The sequence below is a fragment of the Krasilnikoviella flava genome (assembly GCF_900167525.1).
Classification (GTDB): Bacteria; Actinomycetota; Actinomycetes; order Actinomycetales; family Cellulomonadaceae; genus Isoptericola; species Isoptericola flavus.
In genome coordinates this window covers 51,947-72,982 of sequence record NZ_FUZQ01000003.1, presented here as the reverse complement: position 1 = coordinate 72,982, position 21,036 = coordinate 51,947, and the positions used below count along the sequence as shown (strand labels likewise).

17 protein-coding genes are annotated in these 21,036 nt (G+C 73.0%); 3 read left to right on the top strand and 14 right to left on the bottom strand.

Annotated features, from left to right (window positions below; translation table 11 throughout):
• Positions 1 to 37: 37 nt before the first annotated feature.
• From B5Y66_RS08355 to B5Y66_RS08315, 9 genes are all read right to left on the bottom strand, one after another.
• Positions 38 to 382 (bottom strand): metal-sensitive transcriptional regulator, encoded by a 345-nt coding sequence (locus tag B5Y66_RS08355; protein ID WP_079573437.1) that lies wholly within the window; start codon positions 380 to 382, stop codon positions 38 to 40.
• A gap of 111 nt (positions 383 to 493) precedes the next feature.
• Positions 494 to 2,743 (bottom strand): glycoside hydrolase family 3 N-terminal domain-containing protein, encoded by a 2,250-nt coding sequence (locus B5Y66_RS08350; RefSeq protein WP_079573435.1) that lies wholly within the window; start codon positions 2,741 to 2,743, stop codon positions 494 to 496.
• 192 nt (positions 2,744 to 2,935) lie between these two features.
• Positions 2,936 to 4,111: a glycoside hydrolase family 1 protein gene (locus B5Y66_RS08345; protein ID WP_079573433.1), complete on the bottom strand. Its 1,176-nt coding sequence runs from the start codon at positions 4,109 to 4,111 to the stop codon at positions 2,936 to 2,938.
• 46 nt (positions 4,112 to 4,157) lie between these two features.
• The gene (locus B5Y66_RS08340) at positions 4,158 to 5,144 is read right to left on the bottom strand and encodes an alpha/beta fold hydrolase (protein WP_079573431.1); all 987 of its coding nucleotides are present in this window, start codon (positions 5,142 to 5,144) and stop codon (positions 4,158 to 4,160) included.
• Complete coding sequence (locus B5Y66_RS08335) at positions 5,141 to 6,823, bottom strand: ABC transporter ATP-binding protein (RefSeq protein ID WP_079573429.1); 1,683 nt, start codon at positions 6,821 to 6,823, stop codon at positions 5,141 to 5,143. Before B5Y66_RS08335 ends, B5Y66_RS08340 begins: the two co-directional genes overlap by 4 nt.
• Positions 6,820 to 7,803, bottom strand: coding sequence for an ABC transporter permease (locus B5Y66_RS08330; RefSeq protein WP_079574344.1), 984 nt, complete (start codon positions 7,801 to 7,803; stop codon positions 6,820 to 6,822). The genes B5Y66_RS08335 and B5Y66_RS08330 overlap by 4 nt, the downstream gene beginning before the upstream one ends.
• Positions 7,804 to 7,808: 5 nt before the next feature.
• Entirely contained in the window at positions 7,809 to 8,789 is a 981-nt protein-coding gene (locus B5Y66_RS08325; RefSeq protein WP_079573427.1) for an ABC transporter permease, read from the bottom strand.
• Positions 8,790 to 8,907: 118 nt separating this feature from the next.
• Positions 8,908 to 10,569 (bottom strand): ABC transporter substrate-binding protein, encoded by a 1,662-nt coding sequence (locus tag B5Y66_RS08320; protein ID WP_079573425.1) that lies wholly within the window; start codon positions 10,567 to 10,569, stop codon positions 8,908 to 8,910.
• Between the two features lie 160 nt (positions 10,570 to 10,729).
• Positions 10,730 to 11,860, bottom strand: a complete 1,131-nt coding sequence (locus B5Y66_RS08315) for a LacI family DNA-binding transcriptional regulator (RefSeq protein ID WP_217700760.1) — start codon at positions 11,858 to 11,860, stop codon at positions 10,730 to 10,732.
• 193 nt (positions 11,861 to 12,053) lie between these two features.
• Between B5Y66_RS08315 and B5Y66_RS08310 the strand changes: the two genes are divergently transcribed.
• Positions 12,054 to 13,076, top strand: coding sequence for a M14 family zinc carboxypeptidase (locus B5Y66_RS08310; RefSeq protein WP_079573421.1), 1,023 nt, complete (start codon positions 12,054 to 12,056; stop codon positions 13,074 to 13,076).
• A 37-nt stretch (positions 13,077 to 13,113) separates the two neighbouring features.
• Here B5Y66_RS08310 and B5Y66_RS08305 read toward each other — a convergent pair whose 3' ends face one another.
• On the bottom strand, positions 13,114 to 14,961 hold the full coding sequence (locus tag B5Y66_RS08305) for an ABC transporter ATP-binding protein (RefSeq protein ID WP_245807001.1): 1,848 nt from the start codon (positions 14,959 to 14,961) through the stop codon (positions 13,114 to 13,116).
• Positions 14,962 to 15,113: 152 nt separating this feature from the next.
• Between B5Y66_RS08305 and B5Y66_RS08300 the strand changes: the two genes are divergently transcribed.
• Both B5Y66_RS08300 and B5Y66_RS08295 read left to right on the top strand, forming a co-directional pair.
• Positions 15,114 to 15,674: a TetR/AcrR family transcriptional regulator gene (locus B5Y66_RS08300; protein ID WP_079573419.1), complete on the top strand. Its 561-nt coding sequence runs from the start codon at positions 15,114 to 15,116 to the stop codon at positions 15,672 to 15,674.
• A 122-nt stretch (positions 15,675 to 15,796) separates the two neighbouring features.
• Positions 15,797 to 16,585, top strand: coding sequence for a hypothetical protein (locus tag B5Y66_RS08295; RefSeq protein ID WP_079573417.1), 789 nt, complete (start codon positions 15,797 to 15,799; stop codon positions 16,583 to 16,585).
• Positions 16,586 to 16,591: 6 nt separating this feature from the next.
• On the opposite strand, the gene hemL is transcribed toward B5Y66_RS08295, so the two are convergent.
• Genes hemL through hemC form a run of 4 tightly spaced genes read right to left on the bottom strand, consistent with a single transcriptional unit; the run spans position 16,592 to position 20,899 of the window.
• Positions 16,592 to 17,953: a glutamate-1-semialdehyde 2,1-aminomutase gene (gene hemL, locus B5Y66_RS08290; RefSeq protein WP_079574339.1), complete on the bottom strand. Its 1,362-nt coding sequence runs from the start codon at positions 17,951 to 17,953 to the stop codon at positions 16,592 to 16,594.
• A gap of 5 nt (positions 17,954 to 17,958) precedes the next feature.
• Complete coding sequence (hemB, locus tag B5Y66_RS08285) at positions 17,959 to 18,987, bottom strand: porphobilinogen synthase (RefSeq protein ID WP_079573415.1); 1,029 nt, start codon at positions 18,985 to 18,987, stop codon at positions 17,959 to 17,961.
• Positions 18,984 to 19,826, bottom strand: a complete 843-nt coding sequence (locus B5Y66_RS08280) for a uroporphyrinogen-III synthase (protein WP_079573413.1) — start codon at positions 19,824 to 19,826, stop codon at positions 18,984 to 18,986. Before B5Y66_RS08280 ends, hemB begins: the two co-directional genes overlap by 4 nt.
• Positions 19,823 to 20,899 (bottom strand): hydroxymethylbilane synthase, encoded by a 1,077-nt coding sequence (hemC, locus tag B5Y66_RS08275; RefSeq protein WP_079573411.1) that lies wholly within the window; start codon positions 20,897 to 20,899, stop codon positions 19,823 to 19,825. Before hemC ends, B5Y66_RS08280 begins: the two co-directional genes overlap by 4 nt.
• Positions 20,900 to 21,036: the final 137 nt, after the last annotated feature.

Genomic DNA, 21,036 nt, shown 5'->3' with positions numbered 1-21,036 from the left:
GTGCTCCTTCATCGAGGGTGGATCAGCAACGGGTGGATCAGGACCGGACGAGGCGGCCGATCGCGTCGGCGGCCTCCTTGACCTTCGCGGCGCCCTCGGCCTCGGACGCGCGGGCGGCGTCGACGACGCAGTGCCCCAGGTGGTCCTCGACGAGTCCGATGGACACGGCCTGCAGGGCCTTGGTCACCGCGGACACCTGGGTGAGGATGTCGATGCAGTACACGTCCTCGTCGATCATGCGCGCGATGCCGCGCACCTGTCCCTCGATGCGGCGCATGCGCTTGAGGTACGCCTCCTTGTCGGAGGCGTAGCCGTGCGGCCCGTCATGCTCGTGCTGGGCGTCCGGCGTGAGGGCGGCGGCGGGTGCGGTCGTGTCGGCCATGACCCCACCATACCCCTAGGGGGTACATCGTCAACCCTTCCGCCCCTGCCATGGACGTGGTCGGCCCCGCCATCCGGCCGGATGACGGGACCGATCACGTCCTCGACGGCGTCAGGAGATGCGGAACGGGGCCACCAGCAGGTCCTCACGACGCGAGCTCGGGCCGACCAGCAGCTCGAACTCGCCCGGCTCGACGACGCGGCGCCCGCCGGCGTCGACGATCGTGCAGTCGGCGGCGGGCACCTCGACCTCCACGGCGACGCTCTCGCCCGGCGCGAGCGGCACGCGACGGAAGGTCGTGAGCTCGCGGTCGGCCCACGTGACCGACGTGACCTTGTCGCTCACGTACACCTGCACGGTCTCGACGGCGGGCCGGCTCCCCGTGTTGGTCACGGTGACGCGGCCGCGCACGACGCCGTCGCGGGCGACGTCCTCGGCGTCCAGCCCCAGGTCGGAGTACTCGACGCTCGTGTACGAGAGACCCTCGCCGAACACGTACGGCGGCCGCTGCGTGAGGTCCGCGTACCGGGTGCCGTGCTGGCCGCGCACCTGGTGGTAGAACACCGGCTGCTGGCCGGCGTGCAGGGCGTAGGAGATCGGCAGGCGGCCCGTCGGCTCGATCAGCCCGAGCAGCAGCTCGGCGACCGCGCGCCCGCCGCGCATGCCGGGGTTGGCGGCGTGCACGAGGGCGGCGGCGCGGCGCGCGGCGTCGGGCAGCACGAGCGGCTTGGAGGCGACCAGCACGACGACGACGGGCGTGCCCGTCGCGACGAGGCGCTCCAGCAGCTCCACCTGGCCGCCCTGCAGCTCCAGCGTGGCCGTGGACCTGCCCTCGCCGGCGAGCGCGACCTCGTCGCCCAGGACGGCGACGACGACGTCCGCCGCGCGCGCCGCCTCCTCCGCCTCGTCCAGCAGGACCGGGTCGGACGGCGCGGGCAGGGCCGCCGGCGGGCGCGGCTGGCCGTCGGGGAAGTGCGTGCCGTCCGGGTCGGGGCCCAGCTCCACGATGTTCGCCCCGCGCGCGTACGTGACCTCCCACGACGACGGCGCGACGGCGCGCAGGCCGTCCAGCACCGTCTCGGTCAGCTCGCGCGGGTGCCCGTCGCGGATCCAGCTCACCTGCCCGGAGGCGCCGGCCCAGTCGCCGAGCTGCGCGTGCGGGTCGTCCGCGTTCGGCCCGACGACGGCGACGCGCAGCCCGTCGGTCGAGCCTGTCGAGACCAGCGGCAGCGTGCCGTCGTTCTCGAGCAGCACGAGCGAGCCGCGCGCGACGTCGAGGGCCAGGTCGCGGTGCTCCGCCGAGCCGACGACGGCCTCGATCCGCTCGGCCACGGGCGCGCGCGGGTCCTCGAACAGCCCGAGGTCCACCTTGAGGCGCAGGATGCGTCGCACCGCGTCGTCGAGCCGTGCCACGTCGATGCGGCCGTCGGCGACGGCCTCCTGGGCGCCCTCGAAGAACGTCGGCGTCGCCATGATCACGTCGTTCCCGGCGTCGACGGCGGCGGCCGACGCGTGCGCGTGGTCGGGGCTGACGAACTGCTCCCACACCATGCGGCCCACGTTGTCCCAGTCGGTGACGAGGGTGCCGTCGAAGCCCCACTCGTCCTTGAGCACGCCCTGCAGCAGCCAGCGGCTCGTCGTGATGGGCACGCCGTCGATGGCCTGGTAGCCGATCATCACGGTGCGCACGCCCTCGCGGACGACGCGCTCGAACGGCGGCAGGAACCACGAGCGCAGCTTGCGCGGCGAGAGGTCCGCCTCGGTGGCGTCCCGGCCGCCCTGCGTCTCGGAGTAGCCGGCGAAGTGCTTCGCCGTGGCGAGCACCGCCGTCGGATCGGTGAGGCCCTCGCCCTGGTAGCCGCGCACCATCGCCGCGCCGAGCTCCCCGACGAGGTGCGGGTCCTCGCCGAACGTCTCGTTCACGCGGCCCCAGCGCAGGTCGCGGGTGAGGCACAGGACGGGGGAGAAGGTCCAGTGCAGGCCGGTCGCCGCGGCCTCGACCGCCGTCGCGCGCGCCGCCCGCTCCACCAGGTCGAGGTCCCACGTGCCCGCCATCCCCAGCTGGCTGGGGAAGACCGTGGCGCCGGGGAAGAACCCGTGGCCGTGGATGGCGTCGTCCGCCACCAGCAGGGGAATCCCCAGCCGCGTCCCGCGGGCCAGCTCGATCGCCTCGACGACGCGTGCCGGCGACGCGTGCAGGATCGACCCGGCCAGCCGGTCGACGACGATCTCGGTGAGGTCGTCCATCGCGTTGAGCTGCAACATCTGCCCGACCTTCTCGGGCAGCGTCATCCGCGCCAGCAGGTCGTCCACCCGCTCGGCCGGGGACAGGGACGGGTCGCGGTACGGCAGGTGGGTCATGGCTCCGAGTCTTCCGTCGAGAGGTGGGGTGCGCCGGCGGCCGGCCGAACCGGCCTCGCCGAGGTAGTTCTCCTCCCCGCGAGGTAGTTCGGTCCTCGGCGAGGTAGTGGACCAGACCACTACCTCGCCGAGTCTCGAACTACCTCGCGGAGCTTCGAACTACCTCGGCGAGGATCGAACTACCTCGGCGGGTCAGCGGACGGTGAGGCCGTTCGCCTGCGCGACCGAGCCGAGCCAGCCGAGCGAGGGCTTCGGGCGGCGCTCGAACGTCTCCTTGTCGAACTCGACCAGGCCGAAGGTCGGGCGGAAGCCGGAGGCCCACTCGTAGTTGTCGAGCAGGCTCCAGTGCAGGTAGCCCCGCACGTCGACGCCGTCCTCGATGGCCGCGTGCAGGCCGGCCAGCGCCCCCTCGGTGTAGTCGACGCGGCGGGCGTCGTCCTGCGTGGCCATGCCGTTCTCGGTGACGAACACCGGCACACCCTCGGTCTTCTCCCACGCGGCGCGGACGCCGTGCTCCAGGGCCAGCGGGTAGAACTCCCAGCCGGTGAGGGTGGTCTCGACGCCCTCGGGCACCTGGCGCGGGCCGTCGGGGCCGATGATGGTGCGGGTGTAGGCCTGGACGCCCACCCAGTCGTCGCCGCGGGCGGCCTCGAGGTACCAGTCGTCGCGCTGGTGGCCGTACTCGTGGGCCACGTCCTCGCAGCCCGGCTCGGGCTGGAAGTCCTGGGTGGCGACGGTCCAGCCCGACTTGATGCCGCCCACGCCGGCGAGGATCTCGCGCGAGCGCCGGTGGGACTCCAGCAGCGTGTCGGCGACCTGCAGGTCGGGGGCGGGCAGGCCGTAGGCGACCAGGTTGGCCGGGTCCTCGCCGCCGGCGATCATCGCGGCGATGTTCGGCTCGTTGATGGTGCAGACGTAGTCGACGTCGTTCCCGAGGATCGGCAGCGCGAGCTCGGTGAAGCGGGCGAAGCGGTCGGCGGCCTTGGGGGAGCGCCACATGCCCTCGTCGTAGAACCAGCGCGGCACGGTGAAGTGCATGAGCGTGACCATCGGGGTGATCCCGAGCTCGAGGCAGGTCTCCACCATCCGGCGGTAGTGCGCGATCTCCGCGCGGGAGACGAAGCCGTCCTCGGGCTCGATGCGCGCCCACTCGATGGAGAAGCGGTACGTGTCGAGGCCGGCGTCGCGCAGGAGCGTCATGTCCTCGCGGTAGCGGTGGTAGCTGTCGGCGGCGTCGCCGCTGGGCTCCACGATCGAGGTGCCGGTGGCGTGCTCGCGCACCCACCAGTCGCTGGAGACGTTGTTGCCCTCGATCTGGTGGGCCGCGGTGGCGGCGCCCCAGCGGAAGCCCTCGGGGAAGTGCAGCACGGGGTGGTCCTTACGTTGCGGTGCGGGTGTGCGTGAGCGCGGTGGCTCAGCGCGAGGTCGTGGTCCAGAAGTTGGCCAGGAGGTCCGCCGTGGCGGCGGGGTTCTCGATGTTCGGCAGGTGCCCCGCGCCGTCGATCACGGCGTAGCGGGCGCCGAGCCGCTCGGCCATGGCGCGCTGCCACGGCTGCGGCCAGGCGGCGTCACAGGCGCCGTGCGCGACCAGCACCGGGAGGCCGGTGGCGGCCAGGGCGGGCGTGACGTCGTGGACGTCGGCGAGGACGTCGACGGCGCCCAGCAGGTTGTCGGTGCTGGTGGCGATCGAGCGGTCGCGGTGGAAGCGCGCGTCGGCGTCGAGACCGGCCAGGGCGGCCGGGTCCTCGGACAGCCGGCGGGCGAGCGCAGGGTTGTCGAGCGTCCACAGGTCGACCAGCCCGGCGGCGGCGAGCAGCCGGTCACGCTCGACGTCCTTGCGCCCGGGCCAGCCGTGCGGGCCGGAGCAGAGCATGGTCAGGCTGGCGAACGCGCGTGGCGCGCGGACGACCGTGGCCGCCGCCACGGTGCCGCCGAAGCTGTGCCCCAGCAGGTGCAGGTCGCCGGGCTCGGTTCCGGTCGAGATGCCCGCGGCCTCGGTCACGACGGCGGCCACGTCCAGCGCGTCGCCCGTGAAGTCGTCCAGGCGGTAGGCGTCCACCCCGTGCGGGGCGACCGAGTCGGCCTGCCCGCGCTGGGAATACGTCCACGCCTCGACGCCGCGCTCCGCCAGCAGCGGCAGCAGCAGCCGGTGGTCCTCCCGCGACCCGGTGAAACCGGGCACGAGCAGGGCCACCGCGCGCCGCTCCACGCCGTCCGGCACGACCGACCGCAGCGCGGTGAGCGGGCCCACCGGCACGTCGAGCACCAGCGGCTCGACGCCGTCCGGCAGCGGCAGCACCGAGAACGCCGCGCCCGGCCGGACCGTGCCGGTGGTCGAGCCTGTCGAGACCACGGACGGGGTCTCGACAGGCTCAACCACCGGCCCGGCGGGCGCGGTCACGACGCCGCCCCGCCGGCGAACCGGCGCGCGGGCTGCGGGATCGCGTCCAGCAGCTGGGTCGTGTACGCGTCCTCGGGGAAGCGCAGCACCTGGGTGGTGCCGCCGGACTCCACGACCTTGCCGTGGTGCAGCACCATGATCTGGTCGGTCACGACGCGTGCCGAGAGCAGGTCGTGCGTGATGTACAGCAGCGAGACGCCGAGGTCGGCCCGCAGGTCCTCCAGCAGGCTGAGCACGCCGGCCCGCAGCGACACGTCGAGCATGGAGACAGGCTCGTCGGCGATGAGCACCTGCGGGTCCGACGCCAGGGCGCGCGCGATGACGACGCGCTGGCGCTGCCCGCCCGACAGCTGGTGCGGCAGCTTGGCCGCGTACTGCTCCACCGGCGTGAGGCCCACGGTCTCCAGGAGCTGCAGCACGCGCTCGCGCGCGGCCTCGCCCTTGAGCCCGGTGAAGTTCTCCACGGGCCGGGTGAGCGTGTACTCCACGGTGTGCAGCGGGTTGAGCGCCGAGTACGGGTCCTGGAAGACCATCTGGACGTCCGCGTGCAGCGTCCTGAGCTGGCGGCGGCGCAGCCGGTCGACCCGCAGGTCGCCGAACGTCACCGTGCCGGACGTCGGGCGCTCGACGCCCGTGACCATCTTGGCGATCGTCGACTTGCCGGAGCCCGACTGGCCGACCAGCGCCATCGCGGCGCCGGGCTCCAGCCGGAACGAGACGTCGTCGACGGCGGTGACCGCCTTCTCGCCGCGGCGCGGCGGCGGGTACACCTTCGACACGTGGTCGACGACGATCGCGTCGTGCGCGGCCGCGCGCTCGGGGCGGGCCTCGCCGTTCCCGCCCGCGCGCTCCGCGGCGGACGCCTTGCGCTCGAAGCCGGGCAGCTCGACGACCTCCGCGCGCGGGTCGGCGTAGTGGCTCAGCAGCATCTGCGTGTACGGGTGGGCGGGCGCGGAGAAGATCTGCCGCGACGCGCCGTCCTCGACGATCTCGCCGTCGTGCATGACGACGACGCGCTCGGCGGACTCCAGCACCACGCCGAGGTCGTGCGAGATGAGCACGGCGGTGAAGCCCTCCGCGGCCTGCAGCTCGCGGACGGTGTCCATGACGGCGTGCTGCACCAGCACGTCGAGGGCCGTGGTGGGCTCGTCGAACACCATGAGCCGCGGCTCGAGCGACAGGGCGAGCGCGATGGACACGCGCTGGCGCATGCCGCCGGAGAGCTCGCCGGGGTACCGGTCGAGCACCGTGGACGGCAGCTGCACCTTGTCGAGCAGCTCGATCGCGCGCTGGCGCCGCCTGCCCTTCGGCACGTGGCCGTGCGCGGCGAAGATGTCGCCGAAGTGGTTCGCGATGCTGCGCACCGGGTTGAGCGCGTTCATGCCCGACTGCAGCACCATCGCGAACCCGCCGCGGCGCTGGGAGCGCAGCTCCTCGGCGTCCAGGTGCGCGATGTCGGTGCCGTCGAACACGATGCGCCCGCCGGAGATGCGCGCCGGGGCCTTCGCGAGCCGCGTGACGGCGAAGCCGAGGGTCGACTTGCCGGAGCCGGACTCGCCGACCAGGCCCACGAACTCGCCCTGCTCCAGGGAGAGGCTCGCGTTCTTGACGGCGTGCGTCGGGACGGCCCCGCGGGGCTCGTAGACGACGGACAGGTCCTGGATCTCGAGCAGGCTCATCGGCCGGTCCCTTCCCGCAGGCGCGGGTTGCTCAACCCGTCGACGCCGAAGTTCACGAGGGTCATGGAGGTCGCCAGCAGCGCGATGCACAGACCCGGGGCGAACAGGAGGATCCACTGGCCGGTGAGGATCGCCATCGAGTTCTGGGCCCAGAAGATCATCGAGCCCCAGCTCACCGTGGCCATGTCGCCCAGGCCGAGGAACGACAGCCCCGACTCGGCGAGCACCGCCGACGTCGCCGCGCCGAAGAACGACCCCGCGATCATCGAGGTCATGTTCGGCAGGATCTCGCGGAAGACGACGCGCGCCGAGCTCTCGCCGGAGAAGATCGCCGCGGTGACGAAGTCGCGCGAGCGCAGCGACTGCGTCTGCGAGCGCAGCACGCGCGCGCCCCACGCCCAGCCGGTGATGACGACGACCAGGATGATCATCGGCAGCCCGCCGTTCTGCAGGTACGCCGCGATGATGATCATCAGCGGCAGGCCCGGCATCACGAGGAACAGGTTGACGAGGAAGTTGACGACGTCGTTGCCCCAGCCGCGCAGGTAGCCCCACGACAGCCCGATGACGACGGCGACCACGGTCGACAGGCCGCCGGCGACGAAGCCGACGAGCAGGGAGACGCGGGCGCCGTAGATCACCTGGGACAGCACGTCCTCGCCGGCGCCGGTGGTGCCGAGCCAGTGCGCGGCGCTTCCGGGCTCGTTGCGGCCGAACGAGTCGTCGTGCGGGGAGTAGGGCGCGAGCAGCGGCGCGAAGATCGCCATGAGGACGAACATCCCCAGGATGACGAGCCCCACGCGGGCCTTCGGGTTGGCCCAGACGGTCGCGAACGCGCGGCCGAGCACCTGGCCGGTGCGGCCGAGGCGCGTGCGGGCGGGCCGCCGGGGGCCGTTGACCGACTCGGCGCCGCGGGCGGACTCGGGGTCGGCGATCGCGGGGGTCGCGGTGGTGGTCGGGTCAGCAGTGGTGTCAGCCATCGGGGTCACCGCCTCGTTCGGGGGTCGAGGACGCCGTAGAGGATCTCCACCAGGAAGTTCGCGAGCAGCACGCTCACGGTGATCATGAGGAAGAGCGCCTGCATCAGCGGGAAGTCCTGGTTGGTGACGGCGTTGAAGAGCAGGTAGCCGACGCCGGGGTAGGCGAACACCTGCTCCACGAGCAGCGAGCCGCCGACGACGCCGCCGAGCGCCATGCCGAAGCCGGTGAGGTTGGGCAGGATCGCGTTGCGGGCGGCGTAACGGATCGCGACCGTGCGGCCGCGCAGGCCGTTGGCCTCGGCGAACGTCACGTAGTCGTCGCCGAGCGTGTTGATCATGGTGTTGCGCATGCCGAGGATCCAGCCGCCGAGGCTCGTGATGAGGATCGTGATCGCGGGCAGGGCCGCGTGGTACAGCACGTCGCCGAGGAACTCCCACGACAGGTTCGGCACCGCGGTGGCGGAGTAGGCGCCCGAGGTGGGGAACCAGCCGAGCACGTAGCCGAGGAAGAAGACGATGAGCAGCGCGGTCCAGAAGTAGGGGAACGCGGAGAGGAAGCTGCCGGCCACGGTGGGCAGGGAGTCCATCCAGGTGCCGCGCTTCCAGGCGGCACCGATGCCGATCAGCGTGCCGAGCACGAACGCGATGACCGTGACGGCGCCGACCATGATCAGCGTCCAGGGCAGGGCGCCGGCGACGAGCTCGGAGACCTGCTGCGGGAAGAAGGTGTATGACACCCCGAAGTCGAGGTGGATGACGTTGTTCAGGTACGTGACGTACTGGTCCCAGATGCTGCCGCCGGGCACGCCGAGCTGAGCCTCGATCGCCGCCTGCACCGACGGCGTCACGGGGCCGTTCTGGGCGAGCTTGGCGATCGCCGCGTCAGCGGGCGAGCCGGGCATGAGGCGCGGGATGACGAAGTTCAGCGTCACCGCCGCCCACAGCGTGAGGACCAGCAGGCCGAGCTTGCGGAGCGCGTAGCGCAACGGAGCCTCCGGGTCGGTCGGGTCGCGGGTCGAGCCTGTCGGCTTCGGTGGTTGAGCTTGTCGAAACCGGGTTTCGAGAAGCTCAACCACCGAGCCGGCTCCACCGGCGAGGGGAAGGTCAGCCCTGGGCGGGCTTGAGGTGCGTGAGGATGAGCAGCGGGGTGGAGTCCCACGTCTTCGGGGAGGCGTAGGGGTCGTCCGCGCTGGGCCAGCCGGTGAAGTTCTTGTTCGAGAACAGGCCCCACGAGCCGCCGTAGAACAGGGCGATCATCGGCAGCTGCTCGTACGTGATCTGCTCGAGCTGGTGCGTGATCTCGAGCTGCTTCGCCTCGTCGGTGGTCACCTTGAGCTCGGCGAGCAGGTCGTCGGCCTCGGCGGACTCGAAGCGGCCGAAGTTGCCGGAGGCCGTCTTGCCGATGTCCAGGCGGAACTCCGACCCCATGAGGCCGTTGTAGTCCTGGAACGGCTGCCCGGTGCCGCCGACGGTGCCCATGATCATGTCGAAGTCGCCCGTGCGGAGCTCCTTCTGGTACGCGGCGGCCTGCGGCTGCACGACGGTGACGTCGATGCCGATCGCGGTGAGCTGGCTCTTGACCTGCTCCACGCCCTGCAGCCAGTCGGACCAGCCGTTCGGGGTGGTGATCGTGATCTTCAGCGGCTTGCCGGACGAGTCGACGAGCTTCTCGCCCTTCTTCGTGTACCCGGCCTTCTCGAACGACGCGAGGGCGGCGTCGGTGTCCTGGTCGACGTAGCCCTGGTTCGGGATCGACGTGTCGAGGATCGCCTCCTGGTTGGGCAGCATGAGGCCGGTCTGGCTGGCCCGGTCGACGTAGCCCTGCTCGGCCTTGTCGGCGATGACCTGCTTGTCCAGCGCCAGCGCGATGCCCTCGCGGAAGTCGACGTTGTCGTACGGCGCCTTGGTCATGTTCGGGATGAGCGAGATCGCCGCGCCCGCCGGGAACCAGTACGTGTTGTTCTCGGGGTCGGCCTTGACCCAGGTGTCGTCGACGTCGCTCATGAACGCGTAGGCCCAGTCGTAGCCGTTGTTGACGATGTCCAGCTCGGAGTTGGCGGCGGGCTGCACGAGCTCCTCGACGGCCACCTTGTCCGCCTGCCAGTACGTCTCGTTCTTGGTGAGGGTGTACTGGTTCGGCGTGAACTCGTCGAGCGTGTAGGGGCCGGACCCGACGGGCTCCTCGTTGGTGAAGGTGACCGGGTCCTTGACCTCGGACCAGATGTGCTCCGGCACGATGAGCTGCTGCGCGAGGATCTTCGCGGCGGGGACGTCCTCGTCCTGCAGGTGCGCGACGACGGTCTTGCCGTCCACCTCGACCGACTTCAGGTGCGACCACGCGCCCTTGAGGTCCATCTCGGGGTGCTTCTTGACGAGGTCGAAGGAGTACTTGACGTCCTCGGCGGTGAGGGGCTCGCCGTCGGACCACTTCACGCCGTCACGGATGGTGAAGACGACCGTCTTCGCGTCGGGCTGCTCGTACCCCGTGGCCAGCCAGGGGGTCTCCTCGCCGCTCATCTCGTTGATGATGACCAGGGGCTCGTACATGTACGTCGTCGTGTTGCGCTTGCCGGACGAGTACGGGTTGAAGTTCCGGTCGAACGTCGGCGAGCCGTTGTCGGCCGCGATGAGCATCGACGTCGCGCCACCAGCGGCGCTGTCGTCCCCCTTGTTCTGCACCGGTGCCGAGCAGGCCGCAGTGGCCAGCACCGCGACGGTGGCCGCGATGGCGGCCAGGCGCCGCCCCGAGCGCGCTGTGCGCGTCATGGACATCCACTCCTCTTCGTCGAGGCCTCTCCTGTGAGGGCCCGCGCACGCCGGGGTCGGCGTGCGACGTCCCGGCGAGTGTATGCGCATACATTTCGGAGCGGCAAACCGCGTGGCCAGTGGCCCGGACGCGGTCCGCGGCGCCCGCTCGCGAGGGTCGTCACGTGCAGCCGCAGCTCTCGCGGAGCAGCACCCGCACGGGCAGGTTCACCGTGGCGGGCGGGGCGGCGGGGTCGGTCAGCCGCGACCGCAGCAGCTCCACGGCCGCCCGCCCCAGCTCGACCATCGGCTGGCTCACGGTGGTGAGCCGGGGGAGCGACGCCTGCGTGGCGTCGATGCCGTCGAAGCCGGTCAGCGCGACGTCGCCCGGCACGTCGACCCCCGCCTCGGTGAGCACGTCGAGGAAGCCGAGCGCGGTCTGGTCGTTCGAGCAGACCAGCGCACGGGGGAGCGCGCTCCCGGTGTCGCCGGGGCCCCGGCCGGTCACGTGCGCCTCGAGCATCGTGCGGGCCAGCTCACGCGCGCCGGCCCGCGTGAAGTCGGAGCGCGCCGCCGGCTCGTCGGGCGCTTCCAGGCCGGCCGCGGTGAGCGCGTCCCGGAAGCCCTGGAAGCGCTCGTGCGCGTCAGGAGAGTCGAAGGGTCCGCCTACGAACGCGAGGTCGCGGATGCCGTGGTCGGCGACGAGGTGGTCCACCAGCGCGCGGGTGCCCGCACGGTTGTCCACCGAGATGTGGTCGTAGGCGTCGTCCTGCGGCGGGCCGGCCATGACGACGACGGGCACGCGGCGGGCGATGTGCGCCAGCAGGTCGTCGGGCACCGACTTCGACAGCACCGCCAGGCCGTCCACGCGCCCCGCGAGCTCGTTGACCGCCTGCGTGCGGCGCAGCCCGCGCGCCACGCCGATCATCACCGCGTGGCCGGTGCGCCATGCCTCGAGCTCGGCGCCGCGCATCACCTCGCCGAGGTACAGGTTGCTCCACCGGGCCGTGACCGGGCCGCCGACGTCGCGCACCACCTCGACGGCCTCGCCCACCCGGACCGGGTCGGGCAGGTCGTCGACCTCGTCGATGCCGTCCACGTCAGGGAAGCACAGGCCCAGCACACCCGTGGAGCGCGCCGCCAGCCCGCGGGCCGCGCCGGAGGGCACGTAGCCCAGCTCGCGGATCGCCTCGTGCACCACCGTGCGGGTGCGCTCGCGCACGTCGTCGGGTCGCCGCAGCACCCGCGAGACCGTCGCGATCGAGACCCCTGCGCGCTGCGCGACGTCGTACACCGTGGGGGCCTTCGCCACCGGAACTCCTTGACCGCGTGCGTCGCCCGCACGGCCGTGCGAGCGGTCCCACGATAGTGACTGCGCATACATCCGGCATCGTGCCTGGTCGCGAGCGTGCGGGCTCGCCGCGCGGTGCGGACGAGTCGCCCATACCGTGTGCTCACCCGCCGCCGACCCGGGGGCGGGCACCATACGCGACGAAGGAGTTGCCGTGCGCAGAACCACCAGGACCACCGCGGCCCTCGCCCTTGCCGGAGGCCTGATCGTCGGCTCGACCGCGACCGCGGTCGCCGTCGGCGAAGGGCCGGACTACGGGGGCAACGAGGTGATCACCACCTCGATCCTGTCCACCTACGACGAGGTCGCCGACTTCCTGCGGACGCAGGACGCGAAGCAGGACGCGATGGAGCTCGAGGTCATCGGCCAGACCGTCAAGGGCCGTGACATCCACCTCGTGAAGTACGTGAGCGACCCCGCCAACCCGACGATCCTCTACCTCGCCCAGCAGCACGGGAACGAGCAGCTCACCACCGAGGCGATGCTGCACTTCGTCAAGTCCCTGGGCTCCGGCCAGCAGGCCCGGATGCTGCAGGACGTCAACATCCTCCTGATCCCGATGTTCAACGCTGACGGCGCCATGGGCGACGTGAACTTCTCCCTGGAGGACTACCTCGCCAAGGGGGAGCGGCACCTCACGCGCTACAACGCGAACGAGGTGGACCTCAACCGCGACCACGTGGCCAAGGAGCAGCCCGAGACCCGCGCGCTGCACGAGAACGTCCTGGGCGCCTACGACGTCGACTACATGATCGACCTGCACCACCAGGGCACGCAGTCGCGCGTCGACGGCGACCTGGTGTCGGGCTCGATCCTCTACCCGACGTCGCCCGGCGCCGACCCGGCGGTCGTCGAGCGGTCCAAGCGCCTCGGCTCGGTCGTGTACCAGAACGTCGACCGGACCGGCTGGGGGCACATCGGCAAGTACGTCGGCGGCACCGCCGACACGATCGGCCGCAACGGCATCGCGGTGGAGTACGGCGTCTCCACGCTCCTGTTCGAGATGCGCGGCATGTCCGACCACGAGTACGCGCCGTACGTGCTCGGCCAGAAGAGCAACGGCTACCTCATCCGGCAGTCGGTCGTGACGCTGACCTCGACGGCGAAGGCCGTGGCGGACGGGTCGGTCGAGACGGCCGACACCTCGTTCTGGGACACGCTGCCCGAGCAGGACTGACCCCGGGCGCGGGGGCGTGCGCCCCCGCGCCCGGCGCTCAGGCGGTGGCGACGGGCACGGCGGAGGGCTCCGTGTCGACGGCGATGCGCAGCGCCGCCACCAGGTCGCGGTACAGCTCGTCCGTGGCGTGCAGCTCCTCGTGGGTGCCGCTCGCTCGCACGCGGCCGTTCTCCATGACGAGGATCCGGTCGGCGTCGAGCACCGTGGACAGCCGGTGCGCCACGGTCACGACGGCCCCGCGGCGGGTGTGCGCGCGGATCGCGTCGTGGATCGCCGCCTCGGTGAGGCCGTCCACCTGCGACGTCGCCTCGTCGAGGAGCAGCACGTCCGGCTCCTTGAGCAGCGCGCGGGCCAGGGCGATGCGCTGGCGCTGCCCGCCGGAGACGGCGGAGGACACGAGGGACGTGTCCAGCCCGTCGGGCAGCGCGTCCAGGTCGGCGGCGAGGCGCACCGCCTCGAGCACGGCGCGCACCTCCTCGTCGGTGGCGTCGGGGCGGCTGAACAGCAGGTTCTCCCGGACGGTGCCCGGCACCACCGGCGTCTCCTGCTCCACGTAGGCGAACCGTGCGCGCACCTGCGCGTGGGTCAGGTCGCGGTACGGCGCGCCGTCCAGCCGCAGCTCGCCCGACGTCGGTTCGAGGAACCGCAGCAGGAGCGACAGCAGCGTCGTCTTGCCCGCGCCGGACGGGCCGACCAGGGCGACGTGCCCCCGCCGTGGCACCTCGAGCGTCACGTCGTGCACCACCGGCGCGCCCTCGGCGTAGCCGGCGGTGACGCCGTCCAGCACGAGGACCGGCCCGGCGTCGTCGCGACCGTCGGCCCGGACCGCGCGGGGCGTACCGGCGCGGGCGGGGACGTCGTCCTCCTCGAGCTCCATGGTCTCCACCTCGCGGATCCGCTCCGCGGCGGCAAGCCCGGACTGCAGCGTGGTGAACGCCTGCGTGAGCTCGGAGATCGGGCCCACGATGTTGAACGCGTAGAGCAGGAACGCGACCAGGCTGGAGACGGCCAGCAGGTCCTCCGACACCCGCCAGGCGCCCAGGCCGAGGATCACGATGATCGCGAGCTGGATGCCGCCCCACGACACGGTCCAGGCCACGGCCTCGGTCTTCACCGCCGTCACCGCGTGCTTCCGCGCCTCCTGCGCGTCGCCGAGGATCGTGCGGCCCTGCCGCTCCTCCGCGCCGCTCGCCTTGACCGTGCGCACGGCGCGCACCGCGCCCTCGACGGCGCCGCCGAGCCGCCCCACCGCCGCCTGCGTGCGGTGCTGCGCCTTGCCGATGCCGGGCAGCAGCAGCGCCATCGCCACCGCGACCACGACGATCGCCACCACGGTGGAGGCCAGCAGCGTGAGGTCGAGCACCGCCATGAGGACGAGCGTGCCGACCAGGGAGATGAACCCGTTGACGAGGCTGACCAGGCTGTTCGACGTGGCCTCGCGCAGCAGCAGGGTGTCGGAGGTGACCCGCGTGACGAGCTCTCCCGCCGGCTTCGAGGTGATGGCGCCGACGCGGGCCCGCAGGTAGCGCGTGACGATCGACGAGCGGGCCTCGTAGACGACGTCCTCCGCGAGGCGGCCCAGCAGGATCCACTGGAACAGCCCCACCACCGACCCGAGGATCATCAGGCCGAGGAGCCAGGCCACCGGCCCGCTCATCGACGTGCCCGAGGACAGGGTGTCGAGCACCCACTTGGTGACCATCGGGGTGGCGAGGCTCATCGCCGTGGCGAGCAGCCCCAGCACCAGGCCGAGGGCGAGCGTGCGGCGGTGCGGGCGGACGAAGCCGAGCAGGATGCGCAGGCGCTCGCGGCCGGACTTCTCGGGGGCGACGGAGGTCGTGGCGTCGGTGGCGGGGTCGGGCGGCGGGGAGTCGGTGGCGGTCATGCTGTCAACCATGGTTGACACTCCTTGATCTCGTCAACCCTGGTTGACGATGCTGACGGCGGTTCGCTGGGGTCGGCCGGATTCCAAAGTGGAACACGAGTGTTCCAACCCGGTCAAGCACCGTTCCATTCCGCGGGTGTAGCGTTCGCCGCATGACGGACGTGCAGGACGTCGAGACGGGAGCCCGCGCGCGCACGCGGCGCGCGATCGTCGAGGCGGCGGTGACCCAGCTCGCGCGCGACCCGGGCGTGGCCCTCGGGCAGGTCGCGGACGCCGCGGGCGTCGGCCGCACCACGCTGCACCGCTACTTCCCCGAGCGCTCGGACCTTCTCGAGGCCGTCGGCGCCGAGACCGTGGCCCGGCTGGGGGAGGCCCACGAGCGGGCCCGGCTCGACCAGGGCACCGCCCGCGAGGCGCTGCGCCGGCTCTGCCCCGAGTACCTGCTGCTCGGCGACCACCTCACGCTGCTGTTCACAGAGGTCGTGCCCGACGCCCCCGCTGACGGGTGCGCGGACGACGACCCGATGGTCGCCCTGGTCGAGCGGGGCCGCGACGACGGCAGCCTCGACCTCGAGCTCAGCCCGTCATGGGTGATCGGCACCATCTGGGCGCAGCTGTACCTGGCCTGGGAGACCCTGCGCGAGGGGCACGAGTCGCGGCACGACGTCGTGCAGCAGCTGATGCGCACGGTGGACAAGGCGCTCGCCCCCTGACGTCGGGGCGGGGTCGAGGTCGTCCGGGTGATCCGTGGGTGACGTTGCCCATGGAACCGGAGAGTCGACTGTCCTGACGATTACCCTCGGTGAGTCACATTGCTCTCGAGGTTGGACCAGAGATGAAGCGCAAGATCGTGGCGTCCGTGCTCGGCGCCGTGCTGGCCGTCGGAGCCGTGGCCTCTCCCGCTGCGGCAGGCAGCGGCTCGACCACCGACAACGACTACGAGGGCCGGTCGGTGAGGATGACCGTCACCACCCCTACGTACGTGACGATCAACCGGGCGGGGTACACCAAGATCCCCGTCACGGCGAAGCTGTCGTTCTCCGGCCCGGGGACGTTCACCGGCTGGTGGGGGAACGCGGGTAGCGCCACCGCCGAGTCCATCAACGGCCCGTTCCAGTGGGAGTACGCGGACTTCACGAACAGCGTGTCGACGACGAAGAAGACCACGATCACGTTCCGCAAGTACGACCACCTCGTGCCGCAGCGGCTCGCCGTCGGCGCCGAGCTCGCCCCGGAGTACGGCGGGTCGCTGCTCTACCCCAGCAAGGACCACCTGACGACCGTCTACCTGCGCAACAAGCGCGCCGTCACGGGCACCAGCGCCTATCGGGCCAGCGGCTCCCGCGCGTACGTGCAGGTGCGCGGCACCGTCAAGGAGAACGTCTGGAAGAGCTCGTACTCGGACTCGGGCACGTGGAGGGGGAAGACGGGCGTGCGCGTCGCGATCCGCTTCAACCCGACCGGCCCGGCCGGGTGGCGCACGGTCAAGCACGTGACGACCCGCACGGGCGGGAAGGTCGTCACCCGGGTGAAGAGCTCGAAGGCCGGCACGTACCAGATCGTCGTGCCCGCGACGACGAAGACGACCGCGGCCAGCGGCAAGGACGGCGTCGCCCGCCGCTGACCCGGGTCAGGCGGTCGCCGCGGCGGCGGCGCGGGCGCCGGCGGGCAGGGCATCGAGGATGCGGTTCACGGCGGCGTCGTCGTGCGCCGCGGAGACGAACCAGGCCTCGAAGACCGACGGCGGCAGGTTGACGCCCGCGTCGAGCAGGGCGTGGAACAGCGCGCGGTAGCGGAAGGCCTCCTGCGCCTGGGCCTGCGCGTAGTCGCGCACCCCGTGCTCCGCGGCGAACGGCCCGAAGAACGTCGAGAACAGCGAGCCCGCGCGCTGCACGCGGTGCTCGACGCCCTCGGCGGACAGGGCCTCCCCGAGCGCGGTGGCCAGGGTGTCGGCGACGGCGTCCACCCGCGCGTACACGGCGTCGTCGGCGAGGCGCAGCGTCGTGAGGCCGGCCGCCACGGCCACCGGGTTCCCGGACAGCGTGCCCGCCTGGTACACCGGGCCGGTCGGTGCGAGCTGGTCCATGATCGACGCCGGGCCGCCCAGGCCCGCCACCGGCATCCCGCCACCCACGACCTTGCCGAACGTGAGCAGGTCCGGGACGTACCCCTCACCGCCCTCGCTGCGGATGCGCGTGTTCTCCAGGCCCCACCATCCGGACGGGCCGACGCGGAAGCCGGTGAGCACCTCGTCCATGACGAACAGGGCGCCGTGCTCGCGCGTGATGCGGCGCAGCCCCTCGTTGAAGCCCTCGGCCGGCGGCACCACGCCCATGTTCGCGGGGCTCGCCTCGGTGATCACGGCCGCGATCCGCGAGCCGTGCTGCGTGAACGCGGCCTCGACGGCGGCGAGGTCGTTGTAGGGCAGCACCAGCGTCTCGGCCGCGGACGCCTCGGTGACCCCGGCGGTGCCGGGCATGGCGAGCGTCGCGACGCCGGAGCCGGCCTCCGCGAGCAGCGCGTCGACGTGCCCGTGGTAGCAGCCGGCAAACTTCACGACCAGCGGCCGCCCGGTGACGCCGCGCGCCAGCCGGACCGCCGTCATCGTCGCCTCGGTGCCCGTGGACACCAGGCGCACGCGCTCGGCGACGGGCACCCGACGACGGATCTCCTCCGCGAGCTCCACCTCGGCCACGGTGGGCGCGCCGAACGACAGGCCGCGCGCGGCGGCGTCCTGCACGGCGGCGACGACCTCGGGGTGCGCATGACCCAGCAGGGCCGGGCCCCAGGAGCAGACCAGGTCGACGTACTCGCGCCCCGCGACGTCCGTGACGTACGGGCCGCGCGCGCTCGCGAGGAAGCGCGGGTCGCCGCCCACCGAGCCGTACGCGCGCACGGGGGAGTTCACGCCGCCGGGGATCGCCGCCTGGGCGCGCAGGAACGCGGCGTGGTTGCTCCGTTCCGAGCCCGTCGAGGTGTCGGTGCTGGCCATGGCGTTCACTTGATCCACTCCGCGATCTCGGGGGCCCAGTAGGTGAGGACGACGTCGGCGCCGGCGCGCTTGATGGCGGTCACCGACTCGAGCACGGCGCCCTTGCGGTCGATCCAGCCGTGCGCGGCGGCCGCCTCGATCATCGCGTACTCGCCGCTGACCTGGTATGCCGCGACCGGGACGTCGGAACGGTCCGCGACGCCGCGCAGCACGTCGAGCGACGTCCCCGCCGGCTTCACCATGACCATGTCCGCACCCTCGGCCAGGTCGAGGTCGGCCTCGCGCAGCCCCTCACGGGCGTTCGCGGCGTCCATCTGGTAGGTGCGGCGGTCGCCCTGCAGGGCGCTGTCGACGGCGTCGCGGAACGGGCCGTAGAAGGCGCTGGCGTACTTGGCGCTGTAGGCCAGGATGCTCACCTGGTCGAAGCCGGCGTCGTCGAGCGCGTCGCGGATGACGGCGACCTGGCCGTCCATCATCCCGGACGGCGCCACGACCTCCGCGCCCGCGCGGGCCTGCGCGACCGCCATCGACGCGTACCGGTCGAGCGTCGCGTCGTTGTCCACCACCTGCTCGCCGGACGGGCCTGCCGTGAGCACGCCGCAGTGACCGTGGTCGGTGAACTCGTCCAGGCACGTGTCGGCCATGACGACCGGGCCGGGGCGGCCGGTGTCGGCCTCGACCTGCGCGACCGCCTCGCGAGCGATCCGGATGCCGCGCTGCAGGACGCCGTCCGGGTCGTCGCCGGCGGAACCGGTCGCGTCACGCTGCGCGGGGATGCCGAACAGCATGACGCCGCCCAGGCCCGCGCGGGCCGCGTCGGCGACGGCGTCGCGCAGCGACGCCTCGGTGTGCTGCACCTGGCCCGGCATCGACGCGATGGGGGCAGGCTCGGTCAGCCCTTCCTTGACGAACAGCGGCAGCACGAGGTCCGCCGCGTGCAGGCGGGTCTCGGCGGCCAGCCGCCGCATGCGCGGGGTGGTGCGCAGGCGGCGGGGGCGGTACACGATGCCGGACGTGCTGCCCGAGGTGCTCACGGGTGCTCCTTCGTGGAGAGGGACGGGGTCGCCGCCGGGTGGGCGGCGAGGGAGTCGGGGGCGGTCGCGTCGAGGGCGGAGGCGACGGCCGCGGCGAGCGCGTCGTCGGTGGGCTGCGCCGCGACGGCGGCGACGGCCAGCCCGGCGTCGCGCGCGGCGTCGGCCGACGGGACGCCGATGGCCACGACGGGCGTGCCGGTCCCGACCTGGGCGGCGATCTCGCGCGCGACCGATCCGGAGGACACGACGACGACGTCGAAGCCGCCGCTGCGGGCGCGGGTCACGACGTCCGCGGGCAGCGCGTGGTGCACCGTCCGGTACGCCGTCACGACGTGCGGCACCCAGCCGCGGACGGCCAGCCCGTCGTCGAGGGTCGGGCTGGCCAGGTCGCCGAGCGGCAGCAGCACGGAGGGCAGATCCGGGTCGGTGACGGCCGGGTCGGGGAACGCCGCGACCAGCCCGGCGGCGGTGGCGTCACCTGCTGGCACGAGGTCGGTCGTGACCCCCGCGGCCTCGAGGGCGCGGGTCGTGGCCGGTCCGACGGCGGCCCAGCGGGCGTGGGACGCCGCGAGGCTCGTGCCGGTCCGGCCGGCGGCGTCGACGAGCGCGTCGACGGCGTTGACGCTGGTCACGACCGCCCACGCGTAGGCGCCGCGTGCCAGGCCGCGGACGGCGTCGTCGAGCGGGGCGACGTCGTCCGCGGGGGCGCGCTCGATCACGGGGGCGACGACGACGTCGTGCCCGGCCCCCTGCAGGAGCCGCGCGAGCGCAGCACCGCGGTCCGGCGCCCGCGCCACGAGCACGGCACGCCGGGGCCCTGCGGCGTCGTCGAGGATCACGCGCCCTCCGGGTCGTCCGTGCCGGTGGACGCGTGCAGCGGCGCGACGTCGGTGCGCGACACGACGTCGTCCGGCGTGGCGCTGCGCGGCTCGCCGGGGCCACCCACGAGCGGGGCCAGGCGGGCGGCACCGTCGGCGAGCAGGGCCTCGGCGACCCGGACGCCCAGCGTGGTCGCGGCGTCGTCCTGCGCGGTCGCGTCGGCCGCGGCGAGGGGCGCCGACGCGCTGTGCGTGAGCTGCTCCGTGCCGTCGACGCGCGCGACCACCGCGGTGAGCTCCAGCTCGCCCGCCTCGACCCGCGCGTGCGCGCCGACCGGGGCGGCGCACCCGGCCTCGAGGCGCGCGAGCACCGCACGCTCGGCCAGCACCGCGAGCCGCGTCGGGTGGTGGTCGAGCGCGGCGAACGCCTCGGCCAGCGGGGTGCCGGCCGCGAGGTCGCCGGTGCGCGCCTCGACGGCGAGCGCGCCCTGCCCGGGCGCGGGGGCGACGACGACCGGGTCGAGCGCCTGCGTGACCACCTCGGTGCGGCCCAGCCGGGACAGGCCGGCGAGCGCGAGGACGACGGCGTCGAGGTCGGCGTCCGGGCCGAGCGCGCGGGCCAGGCGCGTCTCGACGTTGCCGCGGATGTCCACGAGCTCGACGTCGGGCCGCGCGGCCTGCACCAGTGCGGCGCGGCGCGGGGAGCCGGTGCCGACGCGCGCGCCCCGAGGGAGCGTGTCGAGCGTCAGGCCGTCACGGGCGCACAGCGCGTCGCGCGGGTCCTCCCGCTCGGGGGTGACGATCGTCAGGTCGGCGGGCTGCGCCGTGGGCAGGTCCTTGAGCGAGTGCACGGCGACGTCGCATCGGCCGTCGAGCAGCGCCTCACGCAGGGCGGTGACGAACACGCCCGTGCCGCCCAGCGAGGCGAGGGAGCCCGTCTTCACGTCCCCCTCCGTGCGGATGCGCACCAGCTCGACCGGGCGGCCCAGCAGCTCCTCGAGCCGCCGCGCGACCAGTCCGGACTGCGTCGTCGCGAGGGCGCTGCCGCGGGTGCCGAGACGCAGCGGGGCGGGGGCGGGCTCGGGGGTGCTCACCCGTCCAGTGTCGCGCAGCCTGGCGGCCTGTGGACAACTCCGGGCGGACCTGGAGGCCGATCTCACACGGTGCTCCCGACGTCCTGACGCGCGGTCATGACGATGCGTCACGACCCCCGCGGATCTGCGAGCTCCCT

What these genes read in the sequence shown, in the direction of transcription:
- B5Y66_RS08355 (WP_079573437.1), bottom strand. Translation starts at nt 382, where the DNA reads ATGGCCGACACGACCGCACCCGCCGCCGCCCTCACGCCGGACGCCCAG.
- B5Y66_RS08350 (WP_079573435.1), bottom strand. Translation starts at nt 2,743, where the DNA reads ATGACCCACCTGCCGTACCGCGACCCGTCCCTGTCCCCGGCCGAGCGG.
- B5Y66_RS08335 (WP_079573429.1), bottom strand. Translation starts at nt 6,823, where the DNA reads ATGAGCCTGCTCGAGATCCAGGACCTGTCCGTCGTCTACGAGCCCCGC.
- B5Y66_RS08330 (WP_079574344.1), bottom strand. Translation starts at nt 7,803, where the DNA reads ATGGCTGACACCACTGCTGACCCGACCACCACCGCGACCCCCGCGATC.
- B5Y66_RS08320 (WP_079573425.1), bottom strand. Translation starts at nt 10,569, where the DNA reads ATGACGCGCACAGCGCGCTCGGGGCGGCGCCTGGCCGCCATCGCGGCC.
- B5Y66_RS08305 (WP_245807001.1), bottom strand. Translation starts at nt 14,961, where the DNA reads ATGACCGCCACCGACTCCCCGCCGCCCGACCCCGCCACCGACGCCACG.
- B5Y66_RS08300 (WP_079573419.1), top strand. Translation starts at nt 15,114, where the DNA reads ATGACGGACGTGCAGGACGTCGAGACGGGAGCCCGCGCGCGCACGCGG.
- B5Y66_RS08295 (WP_079573417.1), top strand. Translation starts at nt 15,797, where the DNA reads ATGAAGCGCAAGATCGTGGCGTCCGTGCTCGGCGCCGTGCTGGCCGTC.
- hemL (WP_079574339.1), bottom strand. Translation starts at nt 17,953, where the DNA reads ATGGCCAGCACCGACACCTCGACGGGCTCGGAACGGAGCAACCACGCC.